Here is a 26,257-nt window from a genome sequence, read left to right as displayed (position 1 = left end):
CCGTCCCTCCGGTGGCGGCTTCAACCGCGACCGCGACGACCGTGGCCCGCGTCGCGACGACCGCCCCTCCGGCGGTGGGTTCCGTCGTGACGACCGCCCCTCGGGCGGCGGTTTCAACCGCGACCGTCCGTCCGGCGGCGGTTTCAACCGTGACGACCGTGGCCCGCGCCGCGACGACCGCCCCTCCGGTGGCGGCTTCAACCGCGACCGCGACGACCGTGGCCCGCGCCGCGACGACCGCCCCTCCGGCGGTGGGTTCCGTCGTGACGACCGCCCCTCGGGCGGCGGTTTCAACCGCGACCGTCCGTCCGGTGGCGGTTTCAACCGTGACGACCGTGGCCCGCGTCGCGACGACCGCCCCTCCGGTGGCGGCTTCAACCGCGACCGCGACGACCGCGGCGGCTTCCGTCGTGACGACCGCCCCTCCGGCGGTGGCTTCAACCGTGACCGTGACGACCGTCCGCGCCGCGACGACCGGCCCTCGGGTGGCGGTTTCAACCGCGACCGTCCGTCCGGTGGTGGCTTCAACCGCGACCGCGATGACCGCGGCGGCTTCCGTCGTGACGACCGCCCCTCGGGTGGTGGCTTCAACCGTGACGACCGTGGCCCGCGCCGTGACGACCGCCCCTCCGGTGGCGGTTTCAACCGCGACCGCGACGACCGCGGCGGCTTCCGCCGTGACGACCGCCCCTCCGGTGGCGGCTTCCGTCGCGACGACCGCCCGTCCGGCTTCAACCGTGACCGTGACGACCGCCCCTCCGGTGGTGGCTTCAACCGCGACCGCGACGACCGCCCCTCCGGTGGCGGCTTCCGTCGCGACGACCGCCCGTCCGGCTTCAACCGTGACCGTGACGACCGTGGCCCGCGTCGTGACGACCGCCCCTCCGGTGGTGGCTTCAACCGCGACCGTGACGACCGTGGCCCGCGCCGTGACGACCGCCCGTCCGGTGGCGGCTACAACCGTGACCGCGATGACCGCGGTGGTCGGGACTACGACGACCGTCGGGGCAACTTCGAGCCCGTCAAGCGGCTGCCGATCCCGGAGGACGTCACCGGCTTCGAGCTGGACGGCGATGTCCGCCAGGAGCTCAAGAGCCTGCCCAAGACGCTCGCCGACGATGTCGCTCGTAACCTGGTGATGGTCGCCCGACTGCTCGACAGCGAGCCGGAGGAGGCCTACCAGTACTCGCGCGTCGCGCTGCGGCTGGCGTCCCGCGTGGCCGCCGTCCGTGAGGCGGCCGGTTTCGCCTCGTACATGACGCAGCGCTACTCCGAGGCGCTCACCGAGTTCCGCGCCGCCCGTCGGATGACCGGCCGGGTGGACCTGTGGCCGGTGATGGCGGACTGCGAGCGCGGTCTGGGCCGTCCGGAGCGGGCGCTGGCGATGGCCGGCGAGCCCGAGGTGAAGCAGCTGGACAAGGCCGGCCAGGTCGAGATGCGTCTGGTCTCCGCAGGTGCCCGCAGTGACATGGAGCAGTTCGAGGCGGCCGTGGTCACCCTGCAGAGCCCCGAGCTGGCCTCCAGCGCCGTTCACCCGTGGACGGCCCGTCTGCGGTACGCGTACGCCGAGGCGCTGATCGCCGCCGACCGTGGCGACGAGGCCCGTGACTGGTTCGCCAAGGCCGCCGAGGCCGACACCGACGGCGCGACCAACGCGTCGGAGCGGCTGGCCGAGATCGACGGTCTGGAGTTCGTCGACGCGCTCGACCCGGAGATCGAGGACGAGGCCGCCGAGGCCGAGGCCGAGGACGAGACCCCGGCGCCGGCCCCGGCGAAGTCGCGCGGCGGCGTGCCGGACGAGCGGGAGATCTTCGAGGACGAGGAAGACGTCGAGGAGTTCTACGACGAGGACGACCTGGAGATCGACGAGGATTTCGACGGCGTGGTGCCGGAGCGGTCCACCGACGCCAAGGCCTGACACGGCACGGCGAGCAGGCACAGCGAGTAGATGAGTGAGGCCCTGCCGCACCCCGGGAAGTCCCGGGGTGCGGCAGGGCCTCACTGCTTTTCCGGCTCCGGCGCTCAGCCCAGTTCGAGGCTGCGCAGGACCAGGCCGGTGGCCGGCTTCGGGCCGAAGGACGTGGACTTGCGGGGCATGGTGACGCCCTGCTCGGCGAGCCGGCGGACCACGCTCTCGCGCACCGGGTGGAGCAGCACCGCGGTGCCGCCGGTGCGGGCGGCCTCGCGCTCGGCGGACACGGCGGTGTGCAGGTAGCCGATGTCGTCCGGGCCGTCGGGGACGCGCCAGGTGCGGTCCAGCAGGGCCGCGTGCAGCACGGTGGCGTCCAGGTGGCGCCATTCCTCGGGCCGGTCGTGCGGCACGGTCGCGTCGAGGAGGGCCTCGTCGGGCTCGCCGATCAGCCAGTACACGCCGTCACCGCCGGTCAGGACGAAGCCGTTGCCGCCGTGCCGCTTCTGATCGGCGAGGGTCTGGAGGGCGGCGGCCAGGGGGCCGGGCACCTCCTTGACCTGCCAGTGGTCACCCAGCTTCTCCAGCGCCTCGGCGATCGGCAGCCGGTACAGCACCCGGTGGATCGCCCGGACCCGCAGCGGGTAGCGGGCGGTGTCGACCAGCAGGACCAGGCCCCGGTCCCAGGGGCTGCGCGGCAGGTGGCGGTGCTCGCGCTGGAGCCGCAGGTACATCTCCCAGCGGTGGTGGCCGTCGGCGATCAGCGCCCGGCAGGTGGCCAGGTCGCGGCTGATCTCGGCGAGCTCGGCGGGGTCGGTCACGGCCCACAGCCGGTGGTGGGTGCCGTCGGTGGTGGTCGTGGTGAGCAGCGGCTCGTCCTCGACGGCGCGTTCGACCGCGCCGGCCGCGCCGCCGTTGCCCCGGTAGGTGAGCAGCAGCGGTTCGAGATTGGCGCGGGTGGTGCGCATCAGGCCGACCCGGTCCGCCACCGGCCTGGGCATCACGTCCTCGTGGGGCAGGACGACGCCGGCCTCGCTGCCGCTGACGGCGAGGGCACCGATCAGGCCGCGCTGGAGGAGCTCCGGGGAGTCTCCGGTGGCCGGTACGCGCTGCTCGTAGACGTACAGGGCGGGCTCGGGGTCGGCGGCCAGGACGCCTTCGCGCAGCCAGTCGCGCAGCAGCCGGGCGGCGTGCCGGTAGCGGGTGTCGCGGTCGGGGCGGTCGCCGGCGTCCTCGGGTTCCGGGCGCGGCAGGATCAGCCGGACCACGTTGTGCGGGTCGGCCGTCTCCAGGTCGAGCCGGCGTCCGGGGTCGACCACGTCGTACGGCGGTGAGGTCACCGAGGCCAGTGCGCCGACCCGGTCGGGGACGTAGCGGAGGCCGCGGAAGGGGGACAGGGACAGACCTGCGGTGGCGACATGACCGGGATTGCCGGGGCCGCCCTGCGGAGACTCCGCTCCGCTTTCTGCACTGGGTGTGCTCATTCTGGGCATCGTAATCGGGTACGCGTTGTTCAGAGATCGGAACACCCGTGCTGGTCCGGAGCGGGCGGGTGTCGTGACCGAGGGCGAGGTACGACGTGAGAGAGCGCAGGGAGCGGGCGACGGAGCGGTGCGCGTCCCGCGAGGCGGTCGGCGTGGGACGCGAGGTGGGCGCATGAGCGGTGGGCAGGAGCGGGTGGGCGGCAGCGGCGGAGCCGAGGGCTTCGCGGGCGGCTTCGCGAACGGGGCGTCCGGCAGCGGGAGTTCGGGCGCGGGGTCCGGCCGGGGCGGCCCGGAGCAGGGCCGGGCCGGTGAGCCGGTGGGGGATGTCTACGAGTGGTTCCGCCGGGGCGGGAAGCTGTTGGCCCAGGGGAATCCGGCGGCCGCCGAGCAGTTGCTGGCCCGCGCGGCGGCGGAGGAGCCGCATTCGCGCAGCATCCGGGAGGCGCTGGCGCGGGCGCAGTTCGACGCGGGCTCGTACGCGGCGGCGCTGGAGAACTTCCGGGCGGTGGCCCTGGCCGATCCGTCCGACGACTACGCTCAGTTCGGGTGGGGTGTCTCGGCTGCCCGGCTGGGCGACTTCGAGACGTCCGCCGAGCACTTGGCCCTGGCCGTCGCGATGCGGCCGGACACCGACCACTACCGGGCCGCGCTGCGGCAGACCCGGGCGACCCTGGCGGCCCGCGCCGGGGCGTTCGGCCCCCTGCTGCCGGGGGCCTCGGGGTACGCGGAGCCCCTGCGGGGGCCGGGCCGGCTGCCCGCCGCCGACCGGGACGACGGGGGCGGCGGCGGGCACGGCGCCACCGGGCGTGAGGGCACGGGGCGGAACGAGACGGATGACGGGAATCGACGCAGTGAATGAGGTAGCGAAGGCATGACCGAGACGGCCACCACCGAGCGACGGACCGCCCCCGGCGGCAGTGAGCACCCGCTCACCGAGGCGTACGACACGGCACTGCTGGACCTCGACGGCGTGGTCTACGCCGGACCGAACGCGATCGACCACGCGGCGGCTTCGCTGGCGGTGGCGCGGACGGCGGGGATGCGGCTGGCGTACGTGACCAACAACGCCTCCCGCCCGCCCCGGGTGGTGGCCGCCCATCTGACCGAGCTGGGCGTGCCGGCCGAGCCGGCCGACGTCATCAACTCGGCGCAGGCGGCCGCCCGGGTGGTCGCCGAGAAGGTGCCGGCCGGGTCGAAGGTGCTGGTCGTCGGCGGCCTGGGCCTGGAGGAGGCACTGGCCGAACGCGGCCTGGTGGCCGTCCGCACGCTGGCCGAGGAGCCGCTCGCGGTGGTGCAGGGCTTTGACGCCTCGGTGGGCTGGACGCAGCTGGCGGAGGCCTCGTACGCGGTGCGCAGCGGGCTGCCGTGGGTGGCCTCCAACACCGATCTGACGGTGCCGACCGCGCGCGGGATCGCGCCGGGCAACGGCACCCTGGTCGCGGCCGTGCGCGCGGCGTCGGGCGTGGAGCCCGAGGTGGCGGGCAAGCCGCTGCCGCCGATGCACCGGGAGACGGTGCTGCGGACCGGGGCGAAGCGGCCGCTGGTGGTCGGGGACCGGCTGGACACCGACATCGAGGGCGCGTTCAACGGCGGTGTCGACAGTCTGCTGGTGTTCACCGGGGTCACCACGGCGGCGGACCTGCTCGCGGCGCCGGTGGAGCACCGTCCGACCTACCTGGCGGAGGACCTGCGCGGGCTCCTGGTGCCGCACCCGGCGGTCACGGAGCAGCCGGGCGGCGGGTTCGGCTGCGGCGGCTGGGTCGTCGTGGCGCGGGACGGCGTCCTGGGGCTGGACGGCACCGGGGCGGACCGCTGGGACGGTCTGCGGGCGCTCTGCGCGGCGGCCTGGACGGCACTGGACACGGACGGCGTTCCTGTGGACGGGCGCAAGGCGCTGGCCGAGCTGGGGTTCTGAGGCGCGGGGGCCGGTCGTGCGATCCGCGCGGCGGGCCCCGGGTGCCGGTCCAGGTGGGACGGGCCGCGCGGCCCGGCACGGACCCGGCCGGACGATCGGGTCAGAGCAGTTTGCGCAGCCGCAGCAGGTCGCGGAAGCCGGCCTCCAGCCGGACCCGGCCGCCGGCCCAGGCGGCGGCGAAGTTGAGCCGGCCGCCGACCAGGGCGACCAGGTCGTCGCTGCTCATGGTGAGCCGGATCGCGGCCTTCTCGGCGGGTGGGCCGGGGGCCTCGGTGACGTCCTCGATCCGGCCGTCGCGCAGTTGGCCGGAGAAGGTCAGGTCCAGATCGGTGATCCGGCAGGTGAGGGAGCGGTCGAGGGCGGCCGCCTCGTGGACGTCGCCGGTGGACTTCGCCAGGTTCCGGCTGAGCTGCTCCAGTGCCGTGCGGCACTCCTCGGCGTTGGCCATGACGGCTGGTCCACTCCCTGTCCGACGGCGGCGGCGGTCACTGCGGGGCCACGGTACCGCAGGCGGGTTTTGGCGGTAGCGTCGTCCGTGGGGTGCCCGGAACCGGTCCGGGTGCCGACGGCGACGGAGCGATGCGCGCAGGCGCTAAGGAGGCACCCGGATGCTGCCGAAGACGGTGCGGGGAGCGGTGGAGGTCGCCGCCGGGCTGGTGGAGGAGGTCGGCAAGCGGGTCGTCGGAACGGCGGCCGGTCTGCTGGAGAAGGGCGGGGTCGACATCTCGGAGGTGGAGCGGCGGCTGGGCGGGCCGTTCCCGCCGTCCGCGAAGTCGCTCCAGACACTGGCGGAGGAGGCGGTGACCGCCGGGCGGGCCGGGGTCGACCTGGCGGTCGGCGTGGCGCGCGGTGAGGTGGAGAAGGCCTTCGAGAAGGTCGGCGACCAGGTGACCAAGGTCGGCGTGGTGCTCGCCTACCTGGAGAGCAAGCTGCGCGAGGTCGAGGAGGACGGCGGGCCGGCCGCCTCGCCGCAGGCCGAGCCCGGGACGGACGCCCCCGCGCCCCGCGCCGACGGCCTGTTCGGGCGCGGCTGGGAACTGGACGACGAGCCGGTGACAGCCGCGGGGCGGGTGGGCGGCGAGCCGATAGTGGCCGAGCGGGTCGAGGTCGACGAGCCGGTGGAGATCGACCCCCCGGTGCCGGCGACGCCGCGACCGGCGCGGTCGGGACGGGCGGCCGCGGCGAAGGAGCCGGTGAACGGCGACGCCGCCGGGGTGGCGCCGGCGAAGCCGGTGGCCGCTCCGAAGGCCGCGGGCGGGAAGGCGGCCGGGAAGAAGGCGGCGGCCGGCACCCCGGGTGCGCGGCCCGCCACCGCGAAGCAGGCGGGCGCCAAGCCGGCGGCCGCGAAGAAGGCCGCCGTCAAGAAGACCGCGGCGGCGACCACGAAGCGGACCGCGGCGAACAAGACGGCGCGGGCCGCCGGCCAGGAACCGCCCGCGAAGCGGACCGCGACCAGGAAGACCACTGTCCGCAAGAGCAGCAGCACGAAGAAGCCCGATGCCTGACCCCGCCACCGCCCCCGGCCTCGCCCCCGGCCCGTTTCCGGCGGATCCGGCCCCGGGCACCGGTGAGCCGCTCCCGCTGGGCGTCGAGCTGACCCCCACCGGCCACCCCGCCGTCGACGCCGCCCTGGCCCGGCTGGAGGCACTGGACGGGGTGCCGACCGAGGCACACGTCGCGGTGTACGAAGATGTTCACCAGCGGCTGACCGACGCGTTGGCCGCCCTCGACCAGGATCGACCCGCTCGGATCGACCGCCCGGCATGACCTGTAGGAGCTGAAACACCAGTGGCAGTGGCACGACGCCGTCTCGACGCGGAGCTGGTCCGCCGCAAGCTGGCCCGGTCGCGCGAGCACGCGTCCGAGCTGATCGCGGCCGGCCGGGTGACCGTCGGTGGCACCACCGCGACCAAACCGGCCACCCAGGTGGAGACCGCGGCGGCGGTCGTGGTGGCCAAGGACGAGGACGACCCCGACTACGTCTCGCGCGGCGGGCACAAGCTCGCCGGGGCGTTCGCGGCCTTCGTCCCGCAGGGCCTGGTGGTCGAGGGCCGCCGGGCGCTCGACGCGGGCGCCTCCACCGGCGGCTTCACCGACGTGCTGCTGCGCGCCGGGGCGGCCGGTGTGCTGGCGGTGGACGTCGGCTACGGCCAGCTCGCGTGGTCGCTGCAGAGCGACGAGCGGGTGACGGTGATGGACCGCACCAATGTGCGTGAGCTGACCGTCGAGCTGATCGGCGGCTCGCCGGTCGACCTGGTCGTCGGCGACCTCTCGTTCATCTCGCTGGGCCTGGTGCTGCCCGCGCTGGCCGGCTGCGCCGCCGAGGACGCGGACCTGGTGCTGATGGTCAAGCCGCAGTTCGAGATCGGCAAGGAGCGGTTGGGCAGCGGCGGCGTGGTGCGCAGCCCGCAGTTGCGCGCCGAGATGATCCGCCAGGTGGCCGGGAAGGCGTGGGAGCAGGGGCTGGGCGTGCGGGCGGTCACCGCGAGCCCCCTGCCGGGGCCGTCGGGGAACGTCGAGTACTTCCTCTGGCTGCGCCGGGACGCCCCGCTGCTGGACCCGGCGGAGGCGGACCGGGCTGTCGCCGAAGGCCCCCGATAGGGTGCTCTGCGGACGTCCGGTCCGTCATGCTGATGACGCGGCCGCACCGGGCCGAGGGCGACCCGGCCGACGTAGGGAGAGGGCAGCGGGCATGAGCGAGCGAACCGTGGGGGTATCCCCGGCCGAGATCCGGGGGAGAGCCGTCGAGGGGTGCGCGTCACCCGTGCCGACGGCCGGGCGACGGGGCACCTCAGCGCTGTCGGGACTGTCGGGACTGGCGGAGAGGGGCGCGCATGAGTGAGGGACGTACGGTCTTCCTGATCGCGCACACCGGCCGGGAGGCCGCGCTGCGCAGCGTCGAGGGCCTGGTGCACGGCCTGCTGAAGGCGGGGATCCGGATCAGACTGCTCGCGGCCGAGGCGGTGGACCTGGATCTGCCCGACGGGGTCGAGCGGGTGGCCGGCGGGCCGGGCGCGGCGGACGGCTGCGAGCTGATCCTGGTCGCGGGCGGGGACGGGACGCTGCTGCGCGGTGCGGAGCTGGCGCGCGAGCACGGGCTGCCGATGCTCGGGATCAACCTGGGCCGGGTGGGCTTCCTCGCGGAGGCCGAGCGGGACGATCTCGCGGTGGTGGTCGAGCGGGTCGTCGACGCCGACTACGAGGTCGAGGAGCGGATGACGCTCGACGTGATCGTCCGGACCAACGGCGACGTGGTGCACCAGGACTGGGCGTTGAACGAGGCCTCGATCGAGAAGGCGGCCCGGGAGCGGATGCTGGAGGTGGTGACCGAGGTGGACGGCCGGCCGGTCTCCAACTTCGGTTGCGACGGGGTGGTCTGCGCGACGCCGACCGGTTCGACGGCGTACGCGTTCTCCGGCGGCGGTCCGGTGGTCTGGCCCGAGGTGGAGGCGCTGCTGATGGTGCCGATCAGCGCGCACGCGCTGTTCGCCCGGCCGTTGGTGACCTCGCCCGACTCGGTGCTGGCGGTCGAGGTGCAGCCGAAGACCCCGCACGGCGTGCTCTGGTGCGACGGCCGGCGTTCGGTGGAGCTGCCGGCCGGGGCCCGGGTGGAGGTCCGCCGGGGCCAGACCCCGGTGCGGCTGGCGCGGTTGCACCGGGCGCCGTTCACCGACCGCCTGGTGGCCAAGTTCGCGCTGCCGGTGACGGGTTGGCGCGGCCGGTCGCAGACACCCTGACGGGTCGGCACGGCCGGTCGCGGACGCCCTGAACGCTCGACGCGGCGTGGCAGGGCGCGGCCCGTGCCGTGCCGCGCCGGCGGAGCGTCAGACCGCGAGCGGCTGGCTGTCGTCGGCGGCGCTCCAACGGCCGCCGACGGCCGCCCGGGCGGCGACGTCCGCGAGGCGCTCGGCGGCGGCGGGCACCGCCGCGGCGGGCACGGTGAGCGGGATCCGGATGTGGTGCTCGAAGGCGCCGTCCGAGCCGAAGCGGTTGCCCGCCGCGATCCGTACGCCGCCGTGCTCGCCGGCCAGGGCCAGCGCCGCGCCGGACAGGCCCCCGGTGGAGACCCAGAGCGACAGCCCACCGGGCGGGGAGGCGTAGCGCCACGTCGGCAGGTGCTCGCGCAGCGCGCCGGCGAAGGCCTCGGCGGTGGCCCGCAGCCGGTCCAGCTGATGGGCGCGGACGGCCGCCAGCGGCTCGCCCAGCAGCTCGGCGGCGATCAGCTGGTCCAGCACCGGGGCGCCGACATCGCTGTAGACCCGGGCGGTGGCCAGCCGGCGCACCAGGGCGGGGGCCGCCCGGACCCAGCCGATCCGCAGGCCGCCCCAGAGCAGCTTGCCCGCCGATCCGACGGTGACCACCTGGGCGGACCGGTCGAGCGCGGCCATCGGCCGGGGGAGTTCGGCGCCCGGCGCGAGGCCCCAGCCGAGTTCGGCGGTGGTCTCGTCGGCCAGCACGACCGTGCCGGCGGCCCGGGCGGCGGCCAGCAGCTCGCGGCGCTGCTCCTCGGGGACGAGGGCGCCGGTCGGGTTGTGGAAGTCGGGGATCACGTAGGCGGCCTTGGGCGTGGCGCCGCGCAGCACCCGGCGCCACTCGGCGAGGTCCCAGACCGGCTGCCGGGACGGCCCGCCCGGCCAGGCGTACGGGACGGGCACCAGGCGGGCGTCGCCCAGTCGCAGCGCCTGCAGGGTGTGCGCGTAGCTGGGCGCCTCGACGGCGACCCGGTCGCCGCGGCCGATCAGCGCCTGCCGCACCAGGTGCAGGCCGCCCATCGCGCCGATCGTGATCAGGATCTGGTCGGGGGTGGTCGGCAGGCCGCGTTCGGTGTAGCGGCGCGCCACCGCCTCCCGCAGCACCGGTACCCCGGTGGGGTAGTTGCCGTGCCCGGCGGCGTACGCGGGCAGCTGCTCGACCGCCCGGGCGGCCGCCGCGCCGAGGAAGGGCTGCGGGGCGGGCAGCGCGGCGACCCCGAGGTCCAGGGTGCTGCTCTGCTCGTCCGGCGGGACCGGGTGCAGCGCGTCGCTGGGCGGCGGGGCGCCCTCGGGCAGGGCGGTCCAGCTGCCGGAGCCGCGTCGGCTGCGCAGGTAGCCCTCGGCGCGCAGGGTCTCGTACGCGGTGGCCACGGTGGTGCGGCTGAGCCGCAGGGCGAGGGCCAGTTCGCGTTCGGCGGGGAGCCGGGCCCCGACCGGCAGCCGGCCCTCGGAGACCAGCAGCCGCACCTGCCCGGCCAGCGTCCGGTAGGCGGGGCGGCGGACGGTGGCCGGTTCGGGCAGCCGGGCGGCTTCGAGCAGCCGGGCGAGTGCGGCGGCGGTGACGGTGGTGTGCCAGTCGGCCATGCAGATCAGTCCACTTGCTCGGAATTGGCCCTGGAAGGGGTCGCTTTGGCCTGTCCATCATGGCAGGGCGGCCGTCGAGTCCGCCAGCGTCGCGGGCCCCGCCCGCACGGTGCAGCACCACCTGCGGGAGACCCCGATGGCCACCACGACCACCCGACCGACCACCCCCGCGCCCGCCACCGCGGCGGAGCGCCCCTCGCTCGCCGCCCGCCTGCTCGGCGACACCCACGCGCTGGGCCGCCGGCTCCCGCAGCTCCTGGTCGGGCTCACCCTCTACGGGACGAGCATGGGACTGATGCTGCGTTCCGGGCTCGGCCTCGACCCGTGGGACGTCTTCCACCAGGGCCTGCAACGCACCGCCGGCCTCTCGGTGGGCGCCTGGGTCACCATCTGCGGCGCCCTCGTCCTGCTGCTCTGGATCCCGCTGCGCCAGCGCCCGGGGCTCGGGACCGTCGCCAACGTGCTGATGATCGGCGCGGCGATGGACCTCACCCTGCGGGTGGTCGGCACGCCCGGACCGCTGCCGGCCCGGATCGCCCTGATGGTGGGGGCGATCGTGCTCAACGGCGTGGCCACCGGCCTCTACATCGGCGCCCGCTTCGGGCCGGGCCCGCGCGACGGCCTGATGACCGGCCTGCACCGGCGCACCGGCCGGTCGCTGCGGCTGATCCGGACCGGAATCGAACTGACCGTACTGGCCGCCGGCGTCCTGCTCGGTGGCACCGCGGGGGTCGGCACCGTCGCATACGCGCTGGCCATCGGCCCGCTCGCGCAGTTCTTCCTGCCCTGGTGCACCGTGCCCACCGCCGCTGAAACGTCCCGGAAGGGATGAACTTGGGGGGCGCGGAGTTGCCGCTCGTCGCGCGGCGGGGCCGGAACCTCGTAAGGTCGTCACCGTGTTGGACGAGATGCGGATACGGGATCTTGGGGTCATCGACGACGCGGTGGTCGAACTGGCTCCCGGCTTCACCGCCGTGACCGGTGAGACCGGTGCCGGAAAGACCATGGTGGTGACCAGCCTGGGCCTGCTGCTCGGCGGCCGCGCCGACCCGGGCCTGGTGCGCAACGGCGCCGGACGCGCGGTCGTCGAGGGCCGCCTCGAACTGCCCGCCGGCTCCCCGGCGGCCGCCCGCGCCCTGGAGGCCGGCGCCGAACTCGACGACGGCGCGCTGCTGATCAGCCGGACGGTCTCGGCCGAGGGCCGCTCCCGGGCGTTCGTCGGCGGCCGGTCCGTCCCGGTCGGGCTGCTCGCCGAACTCGGCGAGGACCTGATCGCGGTGCACGGCCAGACCGACCAGCAGCGGCTGCTCCGCCCGGCCCGCCAGCGCGGCGCCCTGGACCGGTACGCGGGCGAGGCGGTGGCCGAGCCGCTGGCCCGCTACCGCGAGGTCTACCGCCGGCTGCGGGAGGTCTCCAGCACCCTGGAGGAGCTGACCACCCGGGCCCGCGAGCGGGCCCAGGAGGCCGACCTGCTGCGCTTCGGCCTGGACGAGGTGGCCGCCGCCGAGCCCGTCGCCGACGAGGACGTCGAGCTGGGCGCCGAGGCCGAGCGGCTCGGCCACGCCGACGCGCTCTCCTCCGCCGCGACCCTGGCCCACGCCGCCCTGGCCGGCGACCCCACCGACCCGGAGGCGCTGGACGCCGGCACCCTGCTGGCCCAGTCCCGCCGCGCCCTGGACGCCGTCCGCCACCACGACGAGCGCCTCGCCGCCCTCGCCGACCGGCTGAACGAGGTCGGCTACCTGCTGGCCGACGTCGCCGGCGATCTGGCCGGCTACGCCGACGACCTGGACGCCGACCCCGTCCGGCTGGCCGCCGTCGAGGACCGCCGGGCCGTCCTGGCCCAGCTGCTGCGCAAGTACGGCGGCCCGGAGAACTCCCTCGCCGAGGTGCTCGCCTGGGCCGACTCCGGCGCCGTCCGGCTCTCCGAACTCGACGGCGACGACGAGCGGATCGACGAACTCGGCGCCCGGGAGACCGCGCTGCGCACCGAGTTGGCCGAGCTCGCGGCCGAGGTGTCGGCCGCCCGGCAGGCCGCCGCCGGCCGCTTCGCCGAGGCCGTCTCCGCCGAACTCGCCGAACTCGCCATGCCGCACGCCCGGGTGACCTTCGCGATCGGCCAGGTCGACGACCTGTCCGGCATCGAGGTCGACGGCCGCACCGTCGCCTACGGCCAGCACGGCGTGGACGAGGTCGAGGTGCTGCTCGCCCCGCACCCCGGGGCCCAGCCCCGCCCGATCGCCAAGGGCGCCTCCGGCGGTGAGCTCTCCCGGGTGATGCTCGCCGTCGAGGTGGTCTTCGCCGGCGCCGACCCCGTCCCCACCTACCTGTTCGACGAGGTGGACGCGGGTGTCGGCGGCAAGGCCGCGGTCGAGATCGGCCGCCGCCTGGCCAAGTTGGCCGAGTCCGCCCAGGTCGTGGTGGTCACCCACCTGCCGCAGGTCGCCGCGTTCGCCGACCGTCACCTGGTGGTGGTGAAGACCAACGACGGCACCGTGACCCGCAGCGGCGTCAAGGTGCTGAACGACGAGGAGCGGGTGCGCGAACTCTCCCGGATGCTGGCCGGTCTGGAGGACTCGGAGTTGGGCCGTGCCCACGCCGAGGAACTGCTGGCCGCCGCCCGGGCTCCGCGCCACCGGTAGCCGCCGTCGCCCGCCCGGCGGCCCTCGGACGGACCGCGACGCGCCCCCCGTGGCGCCGACTGTCCAAGAGGGCCGCCGACCTGGCATGGTGGCGGCTGGACACTGGCTTTCCAGTCCCGAGCGCCGTCGGCGGGCAATCCTCGCGACACGGCGCGCGAACCTGATCGAGTCGGATGCGAGACGACGTGGACCATTCCGCCGCCCGGGCCACCGCGGCCGCCCCTGAACCGGGTCAGCTGCACGTGGTGCTCGTCCTGGCCGCCAGTACCGGCGGCATCGGTGCGCACGTGCGCTCCCTGGCACAGGGCCTGGTCGCGCACGGAGTGACCGTCACGGTCTGCGCGCCCGCCGGTACGGACGCGTTGTTCGGCTTCTCCCGCAGCGGAGCCAGGTTCCACCTGGTCGACATCACCCCCACGGCGGGTGCCCGCAGCGATGCCACCGCCATCGGCGAGTTGCGCCGCGCCTTCACCGGCGCCGACGTGGTGCACGCCCACGGCCTGCGGGCCGGGCTCCTCGCCGACCTGGCGCTGCGTACCGCCGGCCGCTTCCCGGGCCTGCGCCCGGAGACCCCGCTGGTGGTCACCTCGCACCACGCGCTGCTGGCCACCGGGATGGAGCGGCGGCTCCAGCGGCTGATGGAGCGCCGGGTGGCCCGCGCCGCCGACCTGGTGCTCGGCGCCTCCTCCGACCTGGTGGCCCGGGCCCGCGAGCTGGGCGCCTCCGACGCCCGGCTCGGCCCGGTCGCCGCTCCGCCGATGCCCGAGGGCCGGCTGGAGCGGGCCGCGGCCCGGGCGGCACTGCTCGGCGACGGTCCGGACCGTCCGCTGGTACTGGCGGTCGGCCGGCTCGTCCCCCAGAAGGCCTTCGGGCTGCTGCTGGACGCCGCCCGCGAGCTGACCACGCTGGACCCGGAACCGCTGCTGCTGATCGCCGGCGACGGCCCCGAGGCCGCCGGGCTGCGCGAGCGGGTGGCCGCCGAGAAGGCGGCGGTCCGGCTGCTCGGCTACCGCACCGATGTGCCGGACCTGCTGGCCGCCGCCGATGTGCTGGTGGTCTCCAGCCGCTGGGAGGCCCGCTCGCTGGTGGTCCAGGAGGCGATGCGGGCCGGCGTGCCGGTGGTGGCCACCGCGGTGGGCGGCATCCCCGAGCTGGTCGGCGACGCCGCCGTGCTGGTCCCGTCCGGTGACGCGACCGCGCTCGGCCGGGCGGTGCGCGAGCTGCTGGCCGACCCGGACGGCCGGCGGCGGCTGGTGGCCGCGGGCCGTCAGCAGGCCGCGACCTGGCCGGACGAGGCCGCCACCGTGGCCCAGGTGCTCAGCACCTACGACGAGCTGGTGCAGCACACCCCGTAGCCCCCGCGCGCCCGCGCCACACCCCGCCCCGCCGGTCCTCGGTGACCGGCCCTGCCCGAGCCGTGGCCCGGGCAGGGACCCCTCAGACCGTGGCCTGCTCGGCCCGGTCGACGGCCGCGGCGTCCGGCTGGGCGGACAGGTAGGCCCCGCCGCAGGCAGTCAGCCGCAGCGCGGTGTCGATCAGCGGGACGTGGCTGAAGGCCTGCGGGAAGTTGCCGACCTGGCGCTTCTCCCGCGGGTCCCACTCCTCGGCGAGCAGACCGACGTCGTTGCGCAGCGACAGCAGCTTGTCGAACAGCTCCCGCGCCTCCTGCACCCGGCCGATCATGGCGAGGTCGTCGGCCAGCCAGAACGAGCAGGCCAGGAAGGCGCCCTCGTGGCCGGAGAGGCCGTCCACGTTGTTGCCGCCCTCGTCGTGTGTGGGGTAGCGCAGCACGAAGCCGTCCTCGGTGGACAGCTCGCGCTGGATCGCCTCGATGGTGCCGATCACCCGCTTGTCGTCCGGCGGGAGGAAGCCGACCTGGGGGATCAGCAGCAGCGAGGCGTCCAGCTCCTTGCCGCCGTAGTACTGGGTGAAGGTGTTGCGCTCCGGGTCGTAGCCCTTCTCGCAGACGTCGCGGTGGATGGTCGCCCGCAGCTCGTGCCAGCGCTCCAGTTGGCCGTCGGAGGGGGCGTCCTCCGGGTTCTGTTCCAGCAGCTTGATGGTGCGGTCGACCGCCACCCAGGCCATCACCTTGGAGTGGACGAAGTGCCGGCGCGGGCCGCGCACCTCCCAGATGCCCTCGTCCGGCTCCTGCCAGTGCTCCTCCAGGTACTCGATGAGCCGCAGCTGGAGGTGGTGGGCGTGGTCGTTGCGGACCAGGCCGGTCATGTGGGCCAGGTGCAGGGCCTCGACGACCTCGCCGTAGACGTCCAGCTGCAGCTGGCCGGCCGCGCCGTTGCCGACCCGCACCGGCAGCGAGCCCTCGTAGCCGGGCAGCCAGTCCAGCGAGGACTCGGTGAGCTCGCGCTCGCCGGCGATGCCGTACATGATCTGCAGGTTCTCCGGGTCCCCGGCGACGGCGCGCAGCAGCCACTCGCGCCAGGCGCGGGCCTCGTCGCGGTAGCCGGTGCGCAGCAGCGAGGAGAGGGTGATCGCCGCGTCGCGCAGCCAGGTGTAGCGGTAGTCCCAGTTCCGCTCACCGCCGATGTCCTCGGGCAGGGAGGTGGTCGGGGCGGCGACGATGCCGCCGGTCGGGGCGTAGGTGAGGCCCTTGAGGGTGATCAGGGAGCGGATCACCGCCTCCCGGTAGGGGCCCTGGTAGGTGCACTGGTCGGCCCACTCGTGCCAGAAGTCCGCGGTGGCGTCGAGCATCTCCTCGGGGTCCGGGGCCTTGGGCGCGTCCAGGTGGGAGGCCTGCCAGGTGAGCGCGAAGGCGATCCGCTCACCGGCCGTGACGGTGAAGTCCGCGTAGGTGGTGAGGTCGCGCCCGTAGGTGTCGGCCTCGCCGTCCAGCCAGACCGAGTCGGGGCCGGCCACGGCCACGGTCCGGTGGCCGCCGTCGGCCTGCTCGACCCGGTGCACCCAGGGGACGATCCGGCCGTAGCTGAAGCGCATCCGCACCGCGGAGCGCATCCGGACCGTGCCGGACAGGCCCTCGACGATCCGGATCATCTGCGGGACGGCGTCCCGGCCGGCCAGCGGGCGCGGCGGCATGAAGTCGATCACCCGGACGCTGCCGCCCCCGCAGTCCCACTCCTGCTCCAGGATCAGCGAGTCGCCCCGGTAGCGGCGCCGGTCGGCGGGGACGGCCGGCGCGGCCGCCGTGGGCGGGGGGACCCGCAGGTCGCCGGTGTCGGTGAGGCGGACCCGCGGGGTGTCCGGGGCCGGGGCGGGCACGGCCGGCAGCTCGGCGGCCATCACCTCGGCCGGGCCGATCCGCCAGAAGCCGTGTTCATCGGTGCCCAGCAGGCCGGCGAACACGGCCGGCGAGTCGAAGCGGGGCAGGCACAGCCAGTCGACCGCCCCGTCCCTGCTGACCAGGGCAGCGGTCTGCATGTCCCCGATGAGTGCGTAGTCCTCGATACGGCCGGCCACGTGGATCTCCAGTTCGCAATGTGGTCAGGACGCATCGGCGATCCGAGGAGAGCCAGCGGGTCTGCGGGGCCGGGGCCACCCCGGGACGTCCGGCCTGCCTGGGGGTGGTGGCAGGCCTTGCTGGAGTGTCCGCGCGAGGCTCGGTCGAGCCCCAGGGTGGGTGGGGAGGAGCTGGATAACGGGGAGGTCCGGTCGCGCATCGGGGACCGAGAGGTGTCCTGACCCTCCCACGCCCTCCGCGTGCTCATGCTGTCGGCGATGCGTCCGTGCAGCTTACGACGGACGAAAGGGGCGAAGCACGCGGACGCAGCCCCGTGGGGCGACACAATTCGGCGGAAATGCCGTGCATCGTGGGGGAGCCGTGCAGGATGGCTCGGAAGGATCACCTCCGGATGGTCCGTCGGGAGGGGCTGTGATGACCCGCCCGAGCGCCGTGGAGTGGCCCGCTCGGGCGGGTGGTGCGACCGGTGTGACGCGTGCGCCGTATGGTGCGCCGGTGGTGAGCCGGGAGTGCGCCGGGAGTGTGGTTCCCGGGCGTCACGAGCGGGCCGGAACGCGCCCCGGCCGGGGCACTGATACCCTGGTATCCCGTGGACCGGTGGGATCAAACGCCCCGGACCAGCCGAACCGACGACCCACCGAGTGCCGTGCACCGCACCGCACTCCCGTCGCGCAAGGCGAGCCGAGAGCTTCCCGCCCACGTCACCTTCGACACGCGACCCACGGGAGCCCCCTCTTGGCACAGCCCCATTCCGGCAAGGCATCGAACGGCCGCGCCGTGACGACCAAGCACCTCTTCGTCACCGGGGGTGTCGCCTCTTCTCTCGGCAAGGGCCTCACCGCCTCCAGCCTTGGCGCCCTGCTCAAGGCCCGCGGACTCCGCGTGACGATGCAGAAGCTCGACCCCTACCTCAACGTGGACCCGGGCACCATGAACCCGTTCCAGCACGGTGAGGTCTTCGTCACCGACGACGGCGCGGAGACCGACCTCGACGTCGGTCACTACGAGCGGTTCCTCGACACCAACCTGCACGGCTCGGCGAACGTCACCACCGGTCAGGTGTACTCGACGGTCATCGCCAAGGAGCGCCGCGGCGAGTACCTGGGCGACACCGTCCAGGTGATCCCGCACATCACCAACGAGATCAAGGCCCGGATCCGCCGGATGGCGACCGAGGACGTCGACGTGGTGATCACCGAGGTCGGCGGCACCGTCGGCGACATCGAGTCGCTGCCCTTCCTGGAGGCCGTCCGCCAGGTCCGCCACGAGGTCGGCCGGGACAACGTGTTCTTCGTGCACGTCTCCCTGCTGCCGTACATCGGCCCCTCGGGCGAGCTGAAGACCAAGCCCACCCAGCACTCGGTGGCCGCGCTGCGCAACATCGGCATCCAGCCGGACGCCATCGTGCTGCGCGCCGACCGCGAGGTCCCGCAGGCCATCAAGCGCAAGATCTCGCTGATGTGCGACGTGGACGAGGAGGCCGTGGTCGCGGCCATCGACGCCAAGTCGATCTACGACATCCCCAAGGTCCTGCACAGCGAGGGCCTGGACGCGTACGTGGTGCGCCGTCTGGACCTCCCGTTCCGTGACGTGGACTGGACCACCTGGGACGACCTGCTGCGCCGCGTCCACGAGCCGCAGCACATCGTCAAGGTCGCGCTGGTCGGCAAGTACATCGACCTGCCGGACGCCTACCTGTCGGTGACCGAGGCGCTGCGCGCCGGCGGCTTCGCCAACAACGCCCGGGTCGAGATCAAGTGGGTCACCTCGGACGACTGCGAGACGCCCGAGGGCGCGCAGGAGCACCTCGGCGACGTGGACGCGATCTGCGTCCCCGGCGGCTTCGGCGACCGCGGTGTGGACGGCAAGGTCGCCGCGATCACCTACGCCCGGGAGAACAAGGTCCCGCTGCTGGGCCTGTGCCTGGGCCTGCAGTGCGTGGTCATCGAGGCGGCCCGCAACCTGGCCGGCCTGCCCGAGGCGAACTCCACCGAGTTCGACGCGGCCGCCAAGTACCCGGTCATCTCGACCATGGCCGAGCAGCTGGCCATCGTCGACGGCAAGGGCGACCTGGGCGGCACCATGCGGCTCGGCCTCTACCCGGCCAAGCTCGCCGAGGGCTCCATCGTCCGTGAGGTCTACGGCGGCGAGCAGTACGTCGAGGAGCGCCACCGCCACCGCTACGAGGTCAACAACGCGTACCGCGCCGACCTGGAGAAGACCGGTCTGCAGTTCTCCGGCCTCTCCCCGAAGGGCGACCTCGTCGAGTACGTCGAGTACCCGCGCGAGGTGCACCCCTACCTGGTGGCCACCCAGGCCCACCCGGAGCTGAAGTCCCGCCCGACCCGCCCGCACCCGCTCTTCGCGGGCCTCGTCAAGGCGGCCATCGAGATCAAGACGGCCGGCCAGTAGTCAGGACCGACCAGTAGTCGTCGACATGTCACCGGACGGCGGCCCCGCGATTCCCGCGGGGCCGCCGTCCGGCGTTAGATTGTGTCGTACTGACGAAAAGGGGAGAGCGATGGACGACCAGAGCATCTTTGACGTGCCCGAGGAGTGGGAGACCCGGGGGACCGGGACACCGTTCCAGGGCAAGGTCACCGGGGTGTGCTCGGAAGAGGTCCGGATGCCCGACGGCAGCTGGGCCCGCCGCGACTACCAGACCCACCCCGGCTCGGTCTCCGTCCTGGCGCTGGACGACCGGCAGCGGGTGCTGGTCCTGCGCCAGTACCGCCACCCCGTCCGCCAGCGGCTCTGGGAGCTGCCGGCCGGCCTGCTCGACGTCCCCGGCGAGAACCCGCTGCACGCCGCCCAGCGCGAGCTGTACGAGGAGGCGCACTGCAAGGCCGGCACCTGGCGGGTGCTGGTCGACTTCTACACCTCGCCCGGCGGCACCGACGAGGCGCTGCGGCTCTTCCTCGCCACCGACCTCACCGAGGCCGACGGCGAGCGGTACGAGGCGCACGGCGAGGAACTGGAGATCGAGACCGCCCGGATGCCCGTCACCGAGCTGATCCGGCTGATCCACGCGGGCGAACTGCACAACCCCACCCTGATCACCGGCACGCTGGCCGCGCACGCCGCCCTCACCGGCCCCGGCGGCCTGGACGCGCTGCGCCCGGCCGACTCGCCGTGGCCGGCCCGGCCGTTCTCGGCCTGAGCCCGGGTGGCCTCCCCGGCGTGAGCTTCGTGGCGTGACCTTCGTGGCGTTGTCGTGGTGGGCCACGTGAGGTGACACCGGGTGGGTCGGCCTCTCGCGGTTGGTCCGCGGGGGTGACTTACCGGTTCGTACGACCGGATGTCACCTCGGCGGAGCCGGACGGTCGAACTACGCTTCGCAGACAGGGCGCCCGTCCCGGGCCGCCTCCGCTGAGCGCTGGGTGACGTCGGGAGTGGCACGGGTGGCGAGGAAGACGGTGACGATGGACGCGGGGCCCGGCGCGTCCGTCGAGGGTGTGCCCGGACTGGACCGGCTGCCCGCCGGTCCCGCGCTGCTCGTCGGCCGGCGGGCCGAGCTCGCCGCCCTGCGGGCCGCCGCCGCCCGGCCCGCCGAGGGCCGCAGCCGTGTCCTGGTGCTGGCCGGCCGGCCCGGCTCCGGACGGACCACGCTGGCCGTCCGCTTCGCCCTGACCGTCGCCGCCGACTATCCCGACGGCGTGCTGTTCGCCCGGCTCTCCGCCCCCGACGGCGGCCGGGTGCCCCCCGCCCGGGCCGCCCGGCGGCTGCTGGAGCAGCTCGGCGCGGACACCGCGGGCGTCCCGCTGCCCGGCGCCGTCGAGGACGGCCGGGACGAACCGGCCTGCGTCGCGCTGCGCGAAGCACTGACCGGGCGGAAGGTCCTGCTGGTGCTGGACGACGTACGGGACGCCGGGCAGCTCTGGCCGCTGCTCGCGGACGAGCCCGGCTGCCTCGTGCTGGCCACCACCGCCGGGCCGCTCACCGGCATCGAGGACATCGACCCGGTCATCCTCGGCGGGCTCGACCGGCTGGCCTCGGGCGAGCTGCTCGGGGACCTGGTCGGCGGGACGCGGATCAGCTGCGACCCGGTCGGCGGGGCGGACCTCGCCGAGGCCTGCGCCTCCCGGCCGGCCGCGCTGCGGCTGATGGCCGGATGGCTGCGGGGCAACCCGGAACTGGCGGTCACGGACGCCGCGAAGGAGCTGGCCCGGGCGGTCCGGGAGGCCGACGCGAAGCCGGCGGGCGGCGTGCGGGCGGCCGGGGACGCGGCCGGGGCGAAGGAGGTCCCGCCGGGTGGGGCCGGCGGGCCCGCGGGGCCGGGCGGGGCGGCTCCGGGTGGGGCCAAGGGCGCGCTCAACGGGGGGACGGCCGGAGCGGCCGGGCAGGCTTCGGGCGGGCAGGCTGCCAACGGGCAGGTTTCGGGTGGGGCCAAGGACGTTCCGGGGGGAGCGAAGGGCGACAAGCGTCCGGCGGGGGCCGCCCGGGGCGGGGCGAAGCGGGGAGAGCGGCGCGGCGGGCCGAGGAACGGGCAGCCGGCTCCCGAGCAGGGCGTCGAGGGCGTGGAGCAGCCCGGGCGGCGGGTGGTGGCGGGAGTCGCGCCGGGGGGCGGGCCGGGCCCGGCCGCGGGGCCGCTGTCGCCGCCCCCGGCCGCTACCGCGGCGGTCCTGTCGTCCGCCGCCGTGCCGGTGACCGACCCCGCCGCCTGGGTGAAGCCCGCGCCCGAGCCCGCCGAGCCCGTCCCGGTGCCCGACAACGATCCCCTGATCGGTGCGTTCACCCTGCTGTACGGCACGCTGTCGGCCGCCCAGGCGCGGATGCTGCGGGCCCTCACGCTCGCCCCGGGGCAGCTGGCCGACCTGCGGACCGCCTCGGCCCTGGTGGGCTGCCCGGCGCCGGAGGCCGCCACCACGCTGGCCACGCTCGCCGAGCGGGACCTGCTCGGCGAGGAGCCGCCCGCCGCCGACGGCACCCTCCGCTACCGGGTGCCCGGCCGGCTCTACCCCCGGCTGGTCCGGCTGCGCGAGCGGGAGGACCGGCCCGCCGAGGTCGAACTGGCCCGGGCCCGGCTGCTGGAGCGGCTGGTCCGGCTCACCGACTCCGCCCGCGCGTTGCTCGACCCGGCCGGCGGCCCCGGCCCGGACCCGCTGCCCGGCCCGCTGCGGCTGCGCTCCGGCGCCGAGGCCCGGCAGTGGCTGCTCGGCGAACGCGACGTCCTGCTCGGCGCGGTCGCCGACGCGATCGGCCAGGGCGATCTGGACGGTTCGGCCGGCCGGCTGGTCACCGCCCTGCTCCGGGCGCTGCCGCTGACCGGTGCCGCCGCCCCCGCCGACCTCTATCAGTTGCACGAGCAGGTGCTGACCGTGGCCGAACGGCACGGCAAGCCCCGCCGGGCCGCCGCCGCGCTGCTCAACCTGGGCGACCTCCAGGCCGCCGCCGGCCGCTGGGAGCAGGCCGCCACGCACTACCGGGCGGCCCTGGAGCACGCCCGGTCCGCCGACGACGAGGCGCTCTGCGCCCGGGCCCTGGAGGGCGCGGCCGGCTGCTACCGGGCGCTCGGCGAGGCGGTCCGCGCCGCCGACTGGTACGGGCGGGCGCTGGCCCTGCGGCAGTCGATGGGCGACCACGCCGCCGAGGCCCGGCTGCTCGCCCGGGTGGCCGAGGCGCACACCGCGCAGCGCCGGTTCGAAGAGGCCGAGCGGGAGTACCGGGCGTCGCTGTCGGTGCTGCGGCGCCTGGGCGACGAGCGGGGGCTGCAGGCGGTCGGCGTGGCCCTCGCGGAGCTGCGGGAACGTTCCGACGGCGGGTGGTAGGGGGCGGTTTCGGAGTATTGTCGGAGATGCCTGGTTGGCATTGCTTTGGCGGGAAGATCGCTGGGGAAGCCTACGAACCTGCCAATGTCTCCGGCAGATTTATTCACTTTGGAAGGCTGACACGCCGCCTGGGCTTCATTACACTCGAACTCAGTCGCGCAGCGATCCATGCCCCGGTGCCTTCCGGAGGCTTCCCCACGTGCGCGTCGCCCGCCGGTCTTCTCCGGTAGGGACCCCCATGGCACAAGAGGACGTGTTTAGCCCGTGAAGGTCGGCATCCCCCGCGAGGTCAAGAACCACGAGTACCGCGTGGCCATCACGCCCGCCGGCGTGCATGAGCTCGTCCGCAACGGACACGAGGTCTACATCGAGGACAACGCCGGTCTCGGCTCCTCGATCCCCAACGAGGAGTACGTGGCCGCCGGCGCCACCATCCTCCCCACCGCCGACGAGGTGTGGGCCACCGCCGACCTGCTGCTGAAGGTCAAGGAGCCCATCGCCCAGGAGTACCACCGTCTGCGCAAGGGCCAGACCCTCTTCACGTACCTGCACCTGGCGGCCGACCGCGCCGGCACCGACGCGCTGGTCGCGTCCGGCACCACCGCGATCGCGTACGAGACCGTGCAGCTCGCCAACGGTGCCCTGCCGCTGCTCGCGCCGATGTCCGAGGTCGCGGGCCGGCTGGCCCCGCAGGTCGGCTCGTACCACCTGATGCGCCCGGCCGGCGGCCGCGGCGTGCTGCCCGGTGGCGTGCCCGGCACCCACCCGGCCAAGGCCGTCGTCATCGGCGGTGGCGTCTCCGGCTGGCACGCGGCCACCATCGCCATCGGCATGGGCTACGAGGTGACCCTGCTCGACCGCGACATCAACAAGCTGCGCGAGGCCGACAAGGTCTTCGGCACCAAGATCAAGGCCATCGCCTCCAACGCCTTCGAGCTGGAGAAGGCCGTCCTGGAGGCCGACCTGGTGATCGGCGCCGTGCTGATCCCGGGCGCCAAGGCCCCGAAGCTCGTCACCAACGAGCTGGTCTCCCGCATGAAGCCGGGCTCCGTGCTCGTCGACATCGCCATCGACCAGGGCGGCTGCTTCGAGGACTCGCACGCGACCACGCACGCCGAGCCGACCTTCGAGGTCCACAACTCGGTCTTCTACTGCGTCGCCAACATGCCGGGCGCCGTCCCGAACACCTCCACCTACGCGCTGACCAACGCCACGCTGCCCTACATCGTGGAGCTGGCCAACCGTGGCTGGAAGGACGCGCTGCGTCGCGACCCGGCGCTGGCCAAGGGCCTGAACGTGCACGAGGGCCAGATCACCTTCGGCGCCGTCGCCGAGGCCTTCGGCCTGGAGTCCGTCTCCCTGGAGAGCGTGCTCGCCTGACCGGTCCCTGACGGAGCCCCGACCGGCGCCCACCCGGCGCCGTTCGGTGCCCTTTCCGGTGTCTTTCCGGTGTCTTTTCGGTCCGGGACGGTCCGCGCCAGGCCGGCGCGGACCCTCCCGGACCCGGCCGCTCCCCGCGGGGCGGCCCGCAGGCCCCCGATCCTCCCTCCCTTCCGCCCAGCGGTGGCGGGAAGGAGGATCGGGGGCTTCGGCATGCCTGTGAACGGGCGGTGACATGGGCGGGTCGCTCTGTCGTCAATTTCTGTGGGTCGCGTCACCCGACCGCAGAAACGTTAGGGTCAAGGGCCCGCGCATCCCTTGACAGAGGGTTGCCCGATAGTCGACACATCCTGCCCACTACCGTGGATTGTGTTGCTGCGAACGCCTTGAACGGCCTAGAGTCGCAAACCGTCGGCATGCTGCCACGCTGACGAATCGACATAGAGTCCTGGATGCCCAAGGAGGTAAGACGACTTGTGAATGAGTCGACATTTGCTCCCGGGGGTGGTCAGCCAGGACTGGCGGAGCACACCGCCGTCCAGCCGAGTGAGGAGTCCGGGGCCCGGCAGGCCACCGTGGGCTCGGCCGAGGTCGGCTCGGTCGCACTCCGTACGTTCGAAGCACGCCAGAACACAGCACAGGTGACCACGGTGACCGACTACGACGTCGACCTGCCGGCCCACGGCCTGGCTTACGGCGAGTTCGCCTACGGCGCCTACGACGACCCGGACGCCGAGTACGAGCCGGACCCGGAGTACGCCGCCACGCTGGCCCCCGACGCCGCGCGCCAGCGCCGCGAGCGGGTCGGCCCGACCGGCCGTCCGCTGCCGTACTTCCCGATCCCCGCGCCGGTGGCCGAGCACGGTCCCGCGCAGATCATCGCGATGTGCAACCAGAAGGGCGGCGTCGGCAAGACCACGTCGACCATCAACCTGGGTGCGGCGCTGGCCGAGTACGGCCGCCGTGTGCTGCTGGTGGACTTCGACCCGCAGGGCGCGCTCTCGGTGGGTCTCGGCGTCAATCCGATGGAACTCGACGTCACCGTCTACAACCTGCTCATGGAGCGGGGCCTGACGGCCGATGAGGTGCTGCTGAAGACCGCGGTGCCGGGCATGGACCTGCTGCCCTCCAACATCGACCTCTCCGCCGCCGAGGTGCAGCTGGTCAGCGAGGTGGCCCGGGAGTCCGCGCTGGCGCGCGCCCTGAAGCCGCTGCTGCCCGACTACGACTTCGTCATCATCGACTGCCAGCCCTCGCTGGGCCTGCTGACGGTCAATGCCCTGACCGCGGCTCACAGCGTCATCGTCCCGCTGGAGTGCGAGTTCTTCGCACTGCGCGGCGTCGCGCTGCTCACCGAGACGATCGAGAAGGTCTGCGAGCGGCTCAACCCCGAGCTGCGCCTGGACGGCATCCTGGCCACCATGTACGACTCGCGCACCGTGCACAGCCGCGAGGTGCTGGCCCGGGTCGTCGAGGCGTTCGGCGAGCACGTCTTCCACACCGTCATCGGGCGGACCGTGCGTTTCCCGGAGACCACCGTCGCCGGCGAGCCGATCACGACGTACGCGACCAATTCGGTCGGGGCCGCCGCCTACCGTCAGCTGGCCAGGGAGGTGCTCGACCGGTGCCGCCCCGCCGAGTGAGTCTCCCGGGTGCCGACGAGCTGTTCCGGACCACCGGCGGGATGGCGCTGTCGCCGTCCCTCGCGCCGCGTCCGGCCGCCGAGGCGCCCAGACCGGAGACCGCGCGGACGGTCAACGGCGCCGGCCCCGGAGCGGACGGCGCCGAGGGCGTCGACGACGGAGCCGGGAGCGCCGCGGGCGGTACGACCGGAAGTGCCGGGACCGCCGGTGAGGCCGGCCGGTCGCGCGAGCACCAGTCGTCGGCCGGCGGGTCGGTGCCGGGCCCGGCACAGCCGGGCGGGGCCCAGGGCATCGGGCAGACCGGTGCCGCGGGCAATGCCGCTGCCGGTGTGGCGGGTGCCATGCAGGCCGGGAAGACCGTGCAGGGCGGCCGGAGCGCCGCGCCGGCGCCGCGCCAGCACGCGGGTGCCACCGAGGAGCAGGCGGGCGCCACAGGGCGCCCCAGGGCGCGCGGACGGGCTCCGCGCCGCCCCAGCGGGCGGGAGCGGCACGACGAGAAGATCACCGTGTACGTGTCCGCCGAGGAGCTGATGGACCTCGAACACACCCGGCTGGTGCTCCGCGGCGAGCACGGGCTGGCCGTGGACCGCGGCCGGATCGTCCGGGAGGCCATCGCGGTCGTGCTGGCCGATCTGGAGCAGCGCGGCGAGGCGAGCATCCTGGTGCGGCGGCTGCGCGGGCGCTGAGGCCTGGCGGTGGCTGCCGGGTGCTTCGGTGCCCTGGGTGCGCGGGCCGGTGCCCTGGGTG

Annotated in this window: 20 protein-coding genes and 1 pseudogene; 17 read left to right on the top strand and 4 right to left on the bottom strand. The window is 74.6% G+C overall.

Annotation, left to right across the window (positions count from 1 at the left end; translation table 11 throughout):
* Together ACIQTO_RS36360 and ACIQTO_RS36355 are read left to right on the top strand one after the other, a co-directional pair.
* Nucleotides 1-883: pseudogene (locus ACIQTO_RS36360) on the top strand (hypothetical protein); the annotation flags it as partial.
* A gap of 147 nt (nt 884-1,030) precedes the next feature.
* Nucleotides 1,031-1,918, top strand: a complete 888-nt coding sequence (locus ACIQTO_RS36355) for a hypothetical protein (protein ID WP_402397554.1) — start codon at nt 1,031-1,033, stop codon at nt 1,916-1,918.
* A 104-nt stretch (nt 1,919-2,022) separates the two neighbouring features.
* Here ACIQTO_RS36355 and ACIQTO_RS36350 read toward each other — a convergent pair whose 3' ends face one another.
* A complete protein-coding gene (locus ACIQTO_RS36350) occupies nt 2,023-3,393 on the bottom strand; it encodes a DUF1015 family protein (RefSeq protein ID WP_402397535.1) in 1,371 nt (456 codons plus the stop codon).
* Nucleotides 3,394-3,565: 172 nt separating this feature from the next.
* On the opposite strand from ACIQTO_RS36350, the gene ACIQTO_RS36345 reads away from it, so the two are divergent.
* Nucleotides 3,566-4,252 carry a tetratricopeptide repeat protein gene (locus ACIQTO_RS36345; protein WP_402397533.1) on the top strand — a complete coding sequence of 229 codons (687 nt, stop codon included), beginning with the start codon at nt 3,566-3,568 and terminating at the stop codon, nt 4,250-4,252.
* A gap of 12 nt (nt 4,253-4,264) precedes the next feature.
* Entirely contained in the window at nt 4,265-5,308 is a 1,044-nt protein-coding gene (locus tag ACIQTO_RS36340) for an HAD-IIA family hydrolase (RefSeq protein WP_402397531.1), read from the top strand.
* A 100-nt stretch (nt 5,309-5,408) separates the two neighbouring features.
* On the opposite strand, the gene ACIQTO_RS36335 is transcribed toward ACIQTO_RS36340, so the two are convergent.
* Entirely contained in the window at nt 5,409-5,756 is a 348-nt protein-coding gene (locus ACIQTO_RS36335) for a sterol-binding protein (protein WP_402397529.1), read from the bottom strand.
* A gap of 160 nt (nt 5,757-5,916) precedes the next feature.
* On the opposite strand from ACIQTO_RS36335, the gene ACIQTO_RS36330 reads away from it, so the two are divergent.
* From ACIQTO_RS36330 to ACIQTO_RS36315, 4 genes are all read left to right on the top strand, one after another.
* Nucleotides 5,917-6,813, top strand: a complete 897-nt coding sequence (locus ACIQTO_RS36330; RefSeq protein ID WP_402397527.1) for a hypothetical protein — start codon at nt 5,917-5,919, stop codon at nt 6,811-6,813.
* Nucleotides 6,806-7,075, top strand: coding sequence for a hypothetical protein (locus ACIQTO_RS36325; protein WP_402397525.1), 270 nt, complete (start codon nt 6,806-6,808; stop codon nt 7,073-7,075). The genes ACIQTO_RS36330 and ACIQTO_RS36325 overlap by 8 nt, the downstream gene beginning before the upstream one ends.
* A 27-nt stretch (nt 7,076-7,102) precedes the next feature.
* Nucleotides 7,103-7,909, top strand: a complete 807-nt coding sequence (locus tag ACIQTO_RS36320; protein WP_402397522.1) for a TlyA family RNA methyltransferase — start codon at nt 7,103-7,105, stop codon at nt 7,907-7,909.
* Between the two features lie 233 nt (nt 7,910-8,142).
* Nucleotides 8,143-9,045: an NAD kinase gene (locus ACIQTO_RS36315; RefSeq protein WP_380581844.1), complete on the top strand. Its 903-nt coding sequence runs from the start codon at nt 8,143-8,145 to the stop codon at nt 9,043-9,045.
* An 87-nt stretch (nt 9,046-9,132) separates the two neighbouring features.
* Here the strand turns inward: ACIQTO_RS36315 and ACIQTO_RS36310 are convergent, their stop codons facing one another.
* Nucleotides 9,133-10,644, bottom strand: coding sequence for a PLP-dependent aminotransferase family protein (locus tag ACIQTO_RS36310; protein WP_402397520.1), 1,512 nt, complete (start codon nt 10,642-10,644; stop codon nt 9,133-9,135).
* A 136-nt stretch (nt 10,645-10,780) separates the two neighbouring features.
* Here ACIQTO_RS36310 and ACIQTO_RS36305 point away from each other — a divergent pair, with 136 nt between their 5' ends.
* From ACIQTO_RS36305 to ACIQTO_RS36295, 3 genes are all read left to right on the top strand, one after another.
* On the top strand, nt 10,781-11,476 hold the full coding sequence (locus ACIQTO_RS36305; RefSeq protein WP_402397517.1) for a YitT family protein: 696 nt from the start codon (nt 10,781-10,783) through the stop codon (nt 11,474-11,476).
* Between the two features lie 76 nt (nt 11,477-11,552).
* Nucleotides 11,553-13,286, top strand: a complete 1,734-nt coding sequence (recN, locus tag ACIQTO_RS36300; RefSeq protein WP_402397551.1) for a DNA repair protein RecN — start codon at nt 11,553-11,555, stop codon at nt 13,284-13,286.
* Nucleotides 13,287-13,459: 173 nt separating this feature from the next.
* Nucleotides 13,460-14,641: a glycosyltransferase family 4 protein gene (locus ACIQTO_RS36295; protein ID WP_402397515.1), complete on the top strand. Its 1,182-nt coding sequence runs from the start codon at nt 13,460-13,462 to the stop codon at nt 14,639-14,641.
* A gap of 82 nt (nt 14,642-14,723) precedes the next feature.
* Here ACIQTO_RS36295 and ACIQTO_RS36290 read toward each other — a convergent pair whose 3' ends face one another.
* Nucleotides 14,724-16,718 (bottom strand): glycoside hydrolase family 15 protein, encoded by a 1,995-nt coding sequence (locus ACIQTO_RS36290; RefSeq protein ID WP_402397512.1) that lies wholly within the window; start codon nt 16,716-16,718, stop codon nt 14,724-14,726.
* A gap of 778 nt (nt 16,719-17,496) precedes the next feature.
* Here ACIQTO_RS36290 and ACIQTO_RS36285 point away from each other — a divergent pair.
* The 6 genes from ACIQTO_RS36285 to ACIQTO_RS36260 all read left to right on the top strand — a co-directional run bounded on the left by ACIQTO_RS36285 (nt 17,497) and on the right by ACIQTO_RS36260 (nt 26,196).
* Nucleotides 17,497-19,131: a CTP synthase gene (locus ACIQTO_RS36285; protein WP_402397510.1), complete on the top strand. Its 1,635-nt coding sequence runs from the start codon at nt 17,497-17,499 to the stop codon at nt 19,129-19,131.
* Between the two features lie 109 nt (nt 19,132-19,240).
* Nucleotides 19,241-19,879 carry an NUDIX domain-containing protein gene (locus ACIQTO_RS36280; protein WP_402397507.1) on the top strand — a complete coding sequence of 213 codons (639 nt, stop codon included), beginning with the start codon at nt 19,241-19,243 and terminating at the stop codon, nt 19,877-19,879.
* A gap of 241 nt (nt 19,880-20,120) precedes the next feature.
* Complete coding sequence (locus ACIQTO_RS36275) at nt 20,121-22,487, top strand: tetratricopeptide repeat protein (protein ID WP_402397505.1); 2,367 nt, start codon at nt 20,121-20,123, stop codon at nt 22,485-22,487.
* Between the two features lie 264 nt (nt 22,488-22,751).
* Nucleotides 22,752-23,867 (top strand): alanine dehydrogenase, encoded by a 1,116-nt coding sequence (gene ald / locus ACIQTO_RS36270; protein ID WP_402397502.1) that lies wholly within the window; start codon nt 22,752-22,754, stop codon nt 23,865-23,867.
* Nucleotides 23,868-24,442: 575 nt separating this feature from the next.
* On the top strand, nt 24,443-25,510 hold the full coding sequence (locus tag ACIQTO_RS36265) for a ParA family protein (RefSeq protein ID WP_380392235.1): 1,068 nt from the start codon (nt 24,443-24,445) through the stop codon (nt 25,508-25,510).
* Nucleotides 25,507-26,196: a hypothetical protein gene (locus ACIQTO_RS36260; protein ID WP_402397499.1), complete on the top strand. Its 690-nt coding sequence runs from the start codon at nt 25,507-25,509 to the stop codon at nt 26,194-26,196. The genes ACIQTO_RS36265 and ACIQTO_RS36260 overlap by 4 nt, the downstream gene beginning before the upstream one ends.
* Nucleotides 26,197-26,257 lie beyond the last annotated feature (61 nt).

This window comes from Kitasatospora sp. NPDC091207 (genome assembly GCF_044768625.1).
GTDB lineage: Bacteria > Actinomycetota > Actinomycetes > Streptomycetales > Streptomycetaceae > Kitasatospora.
This window is presented reverse-complemented; position numbering and strand designations above follow the sequence as displayed.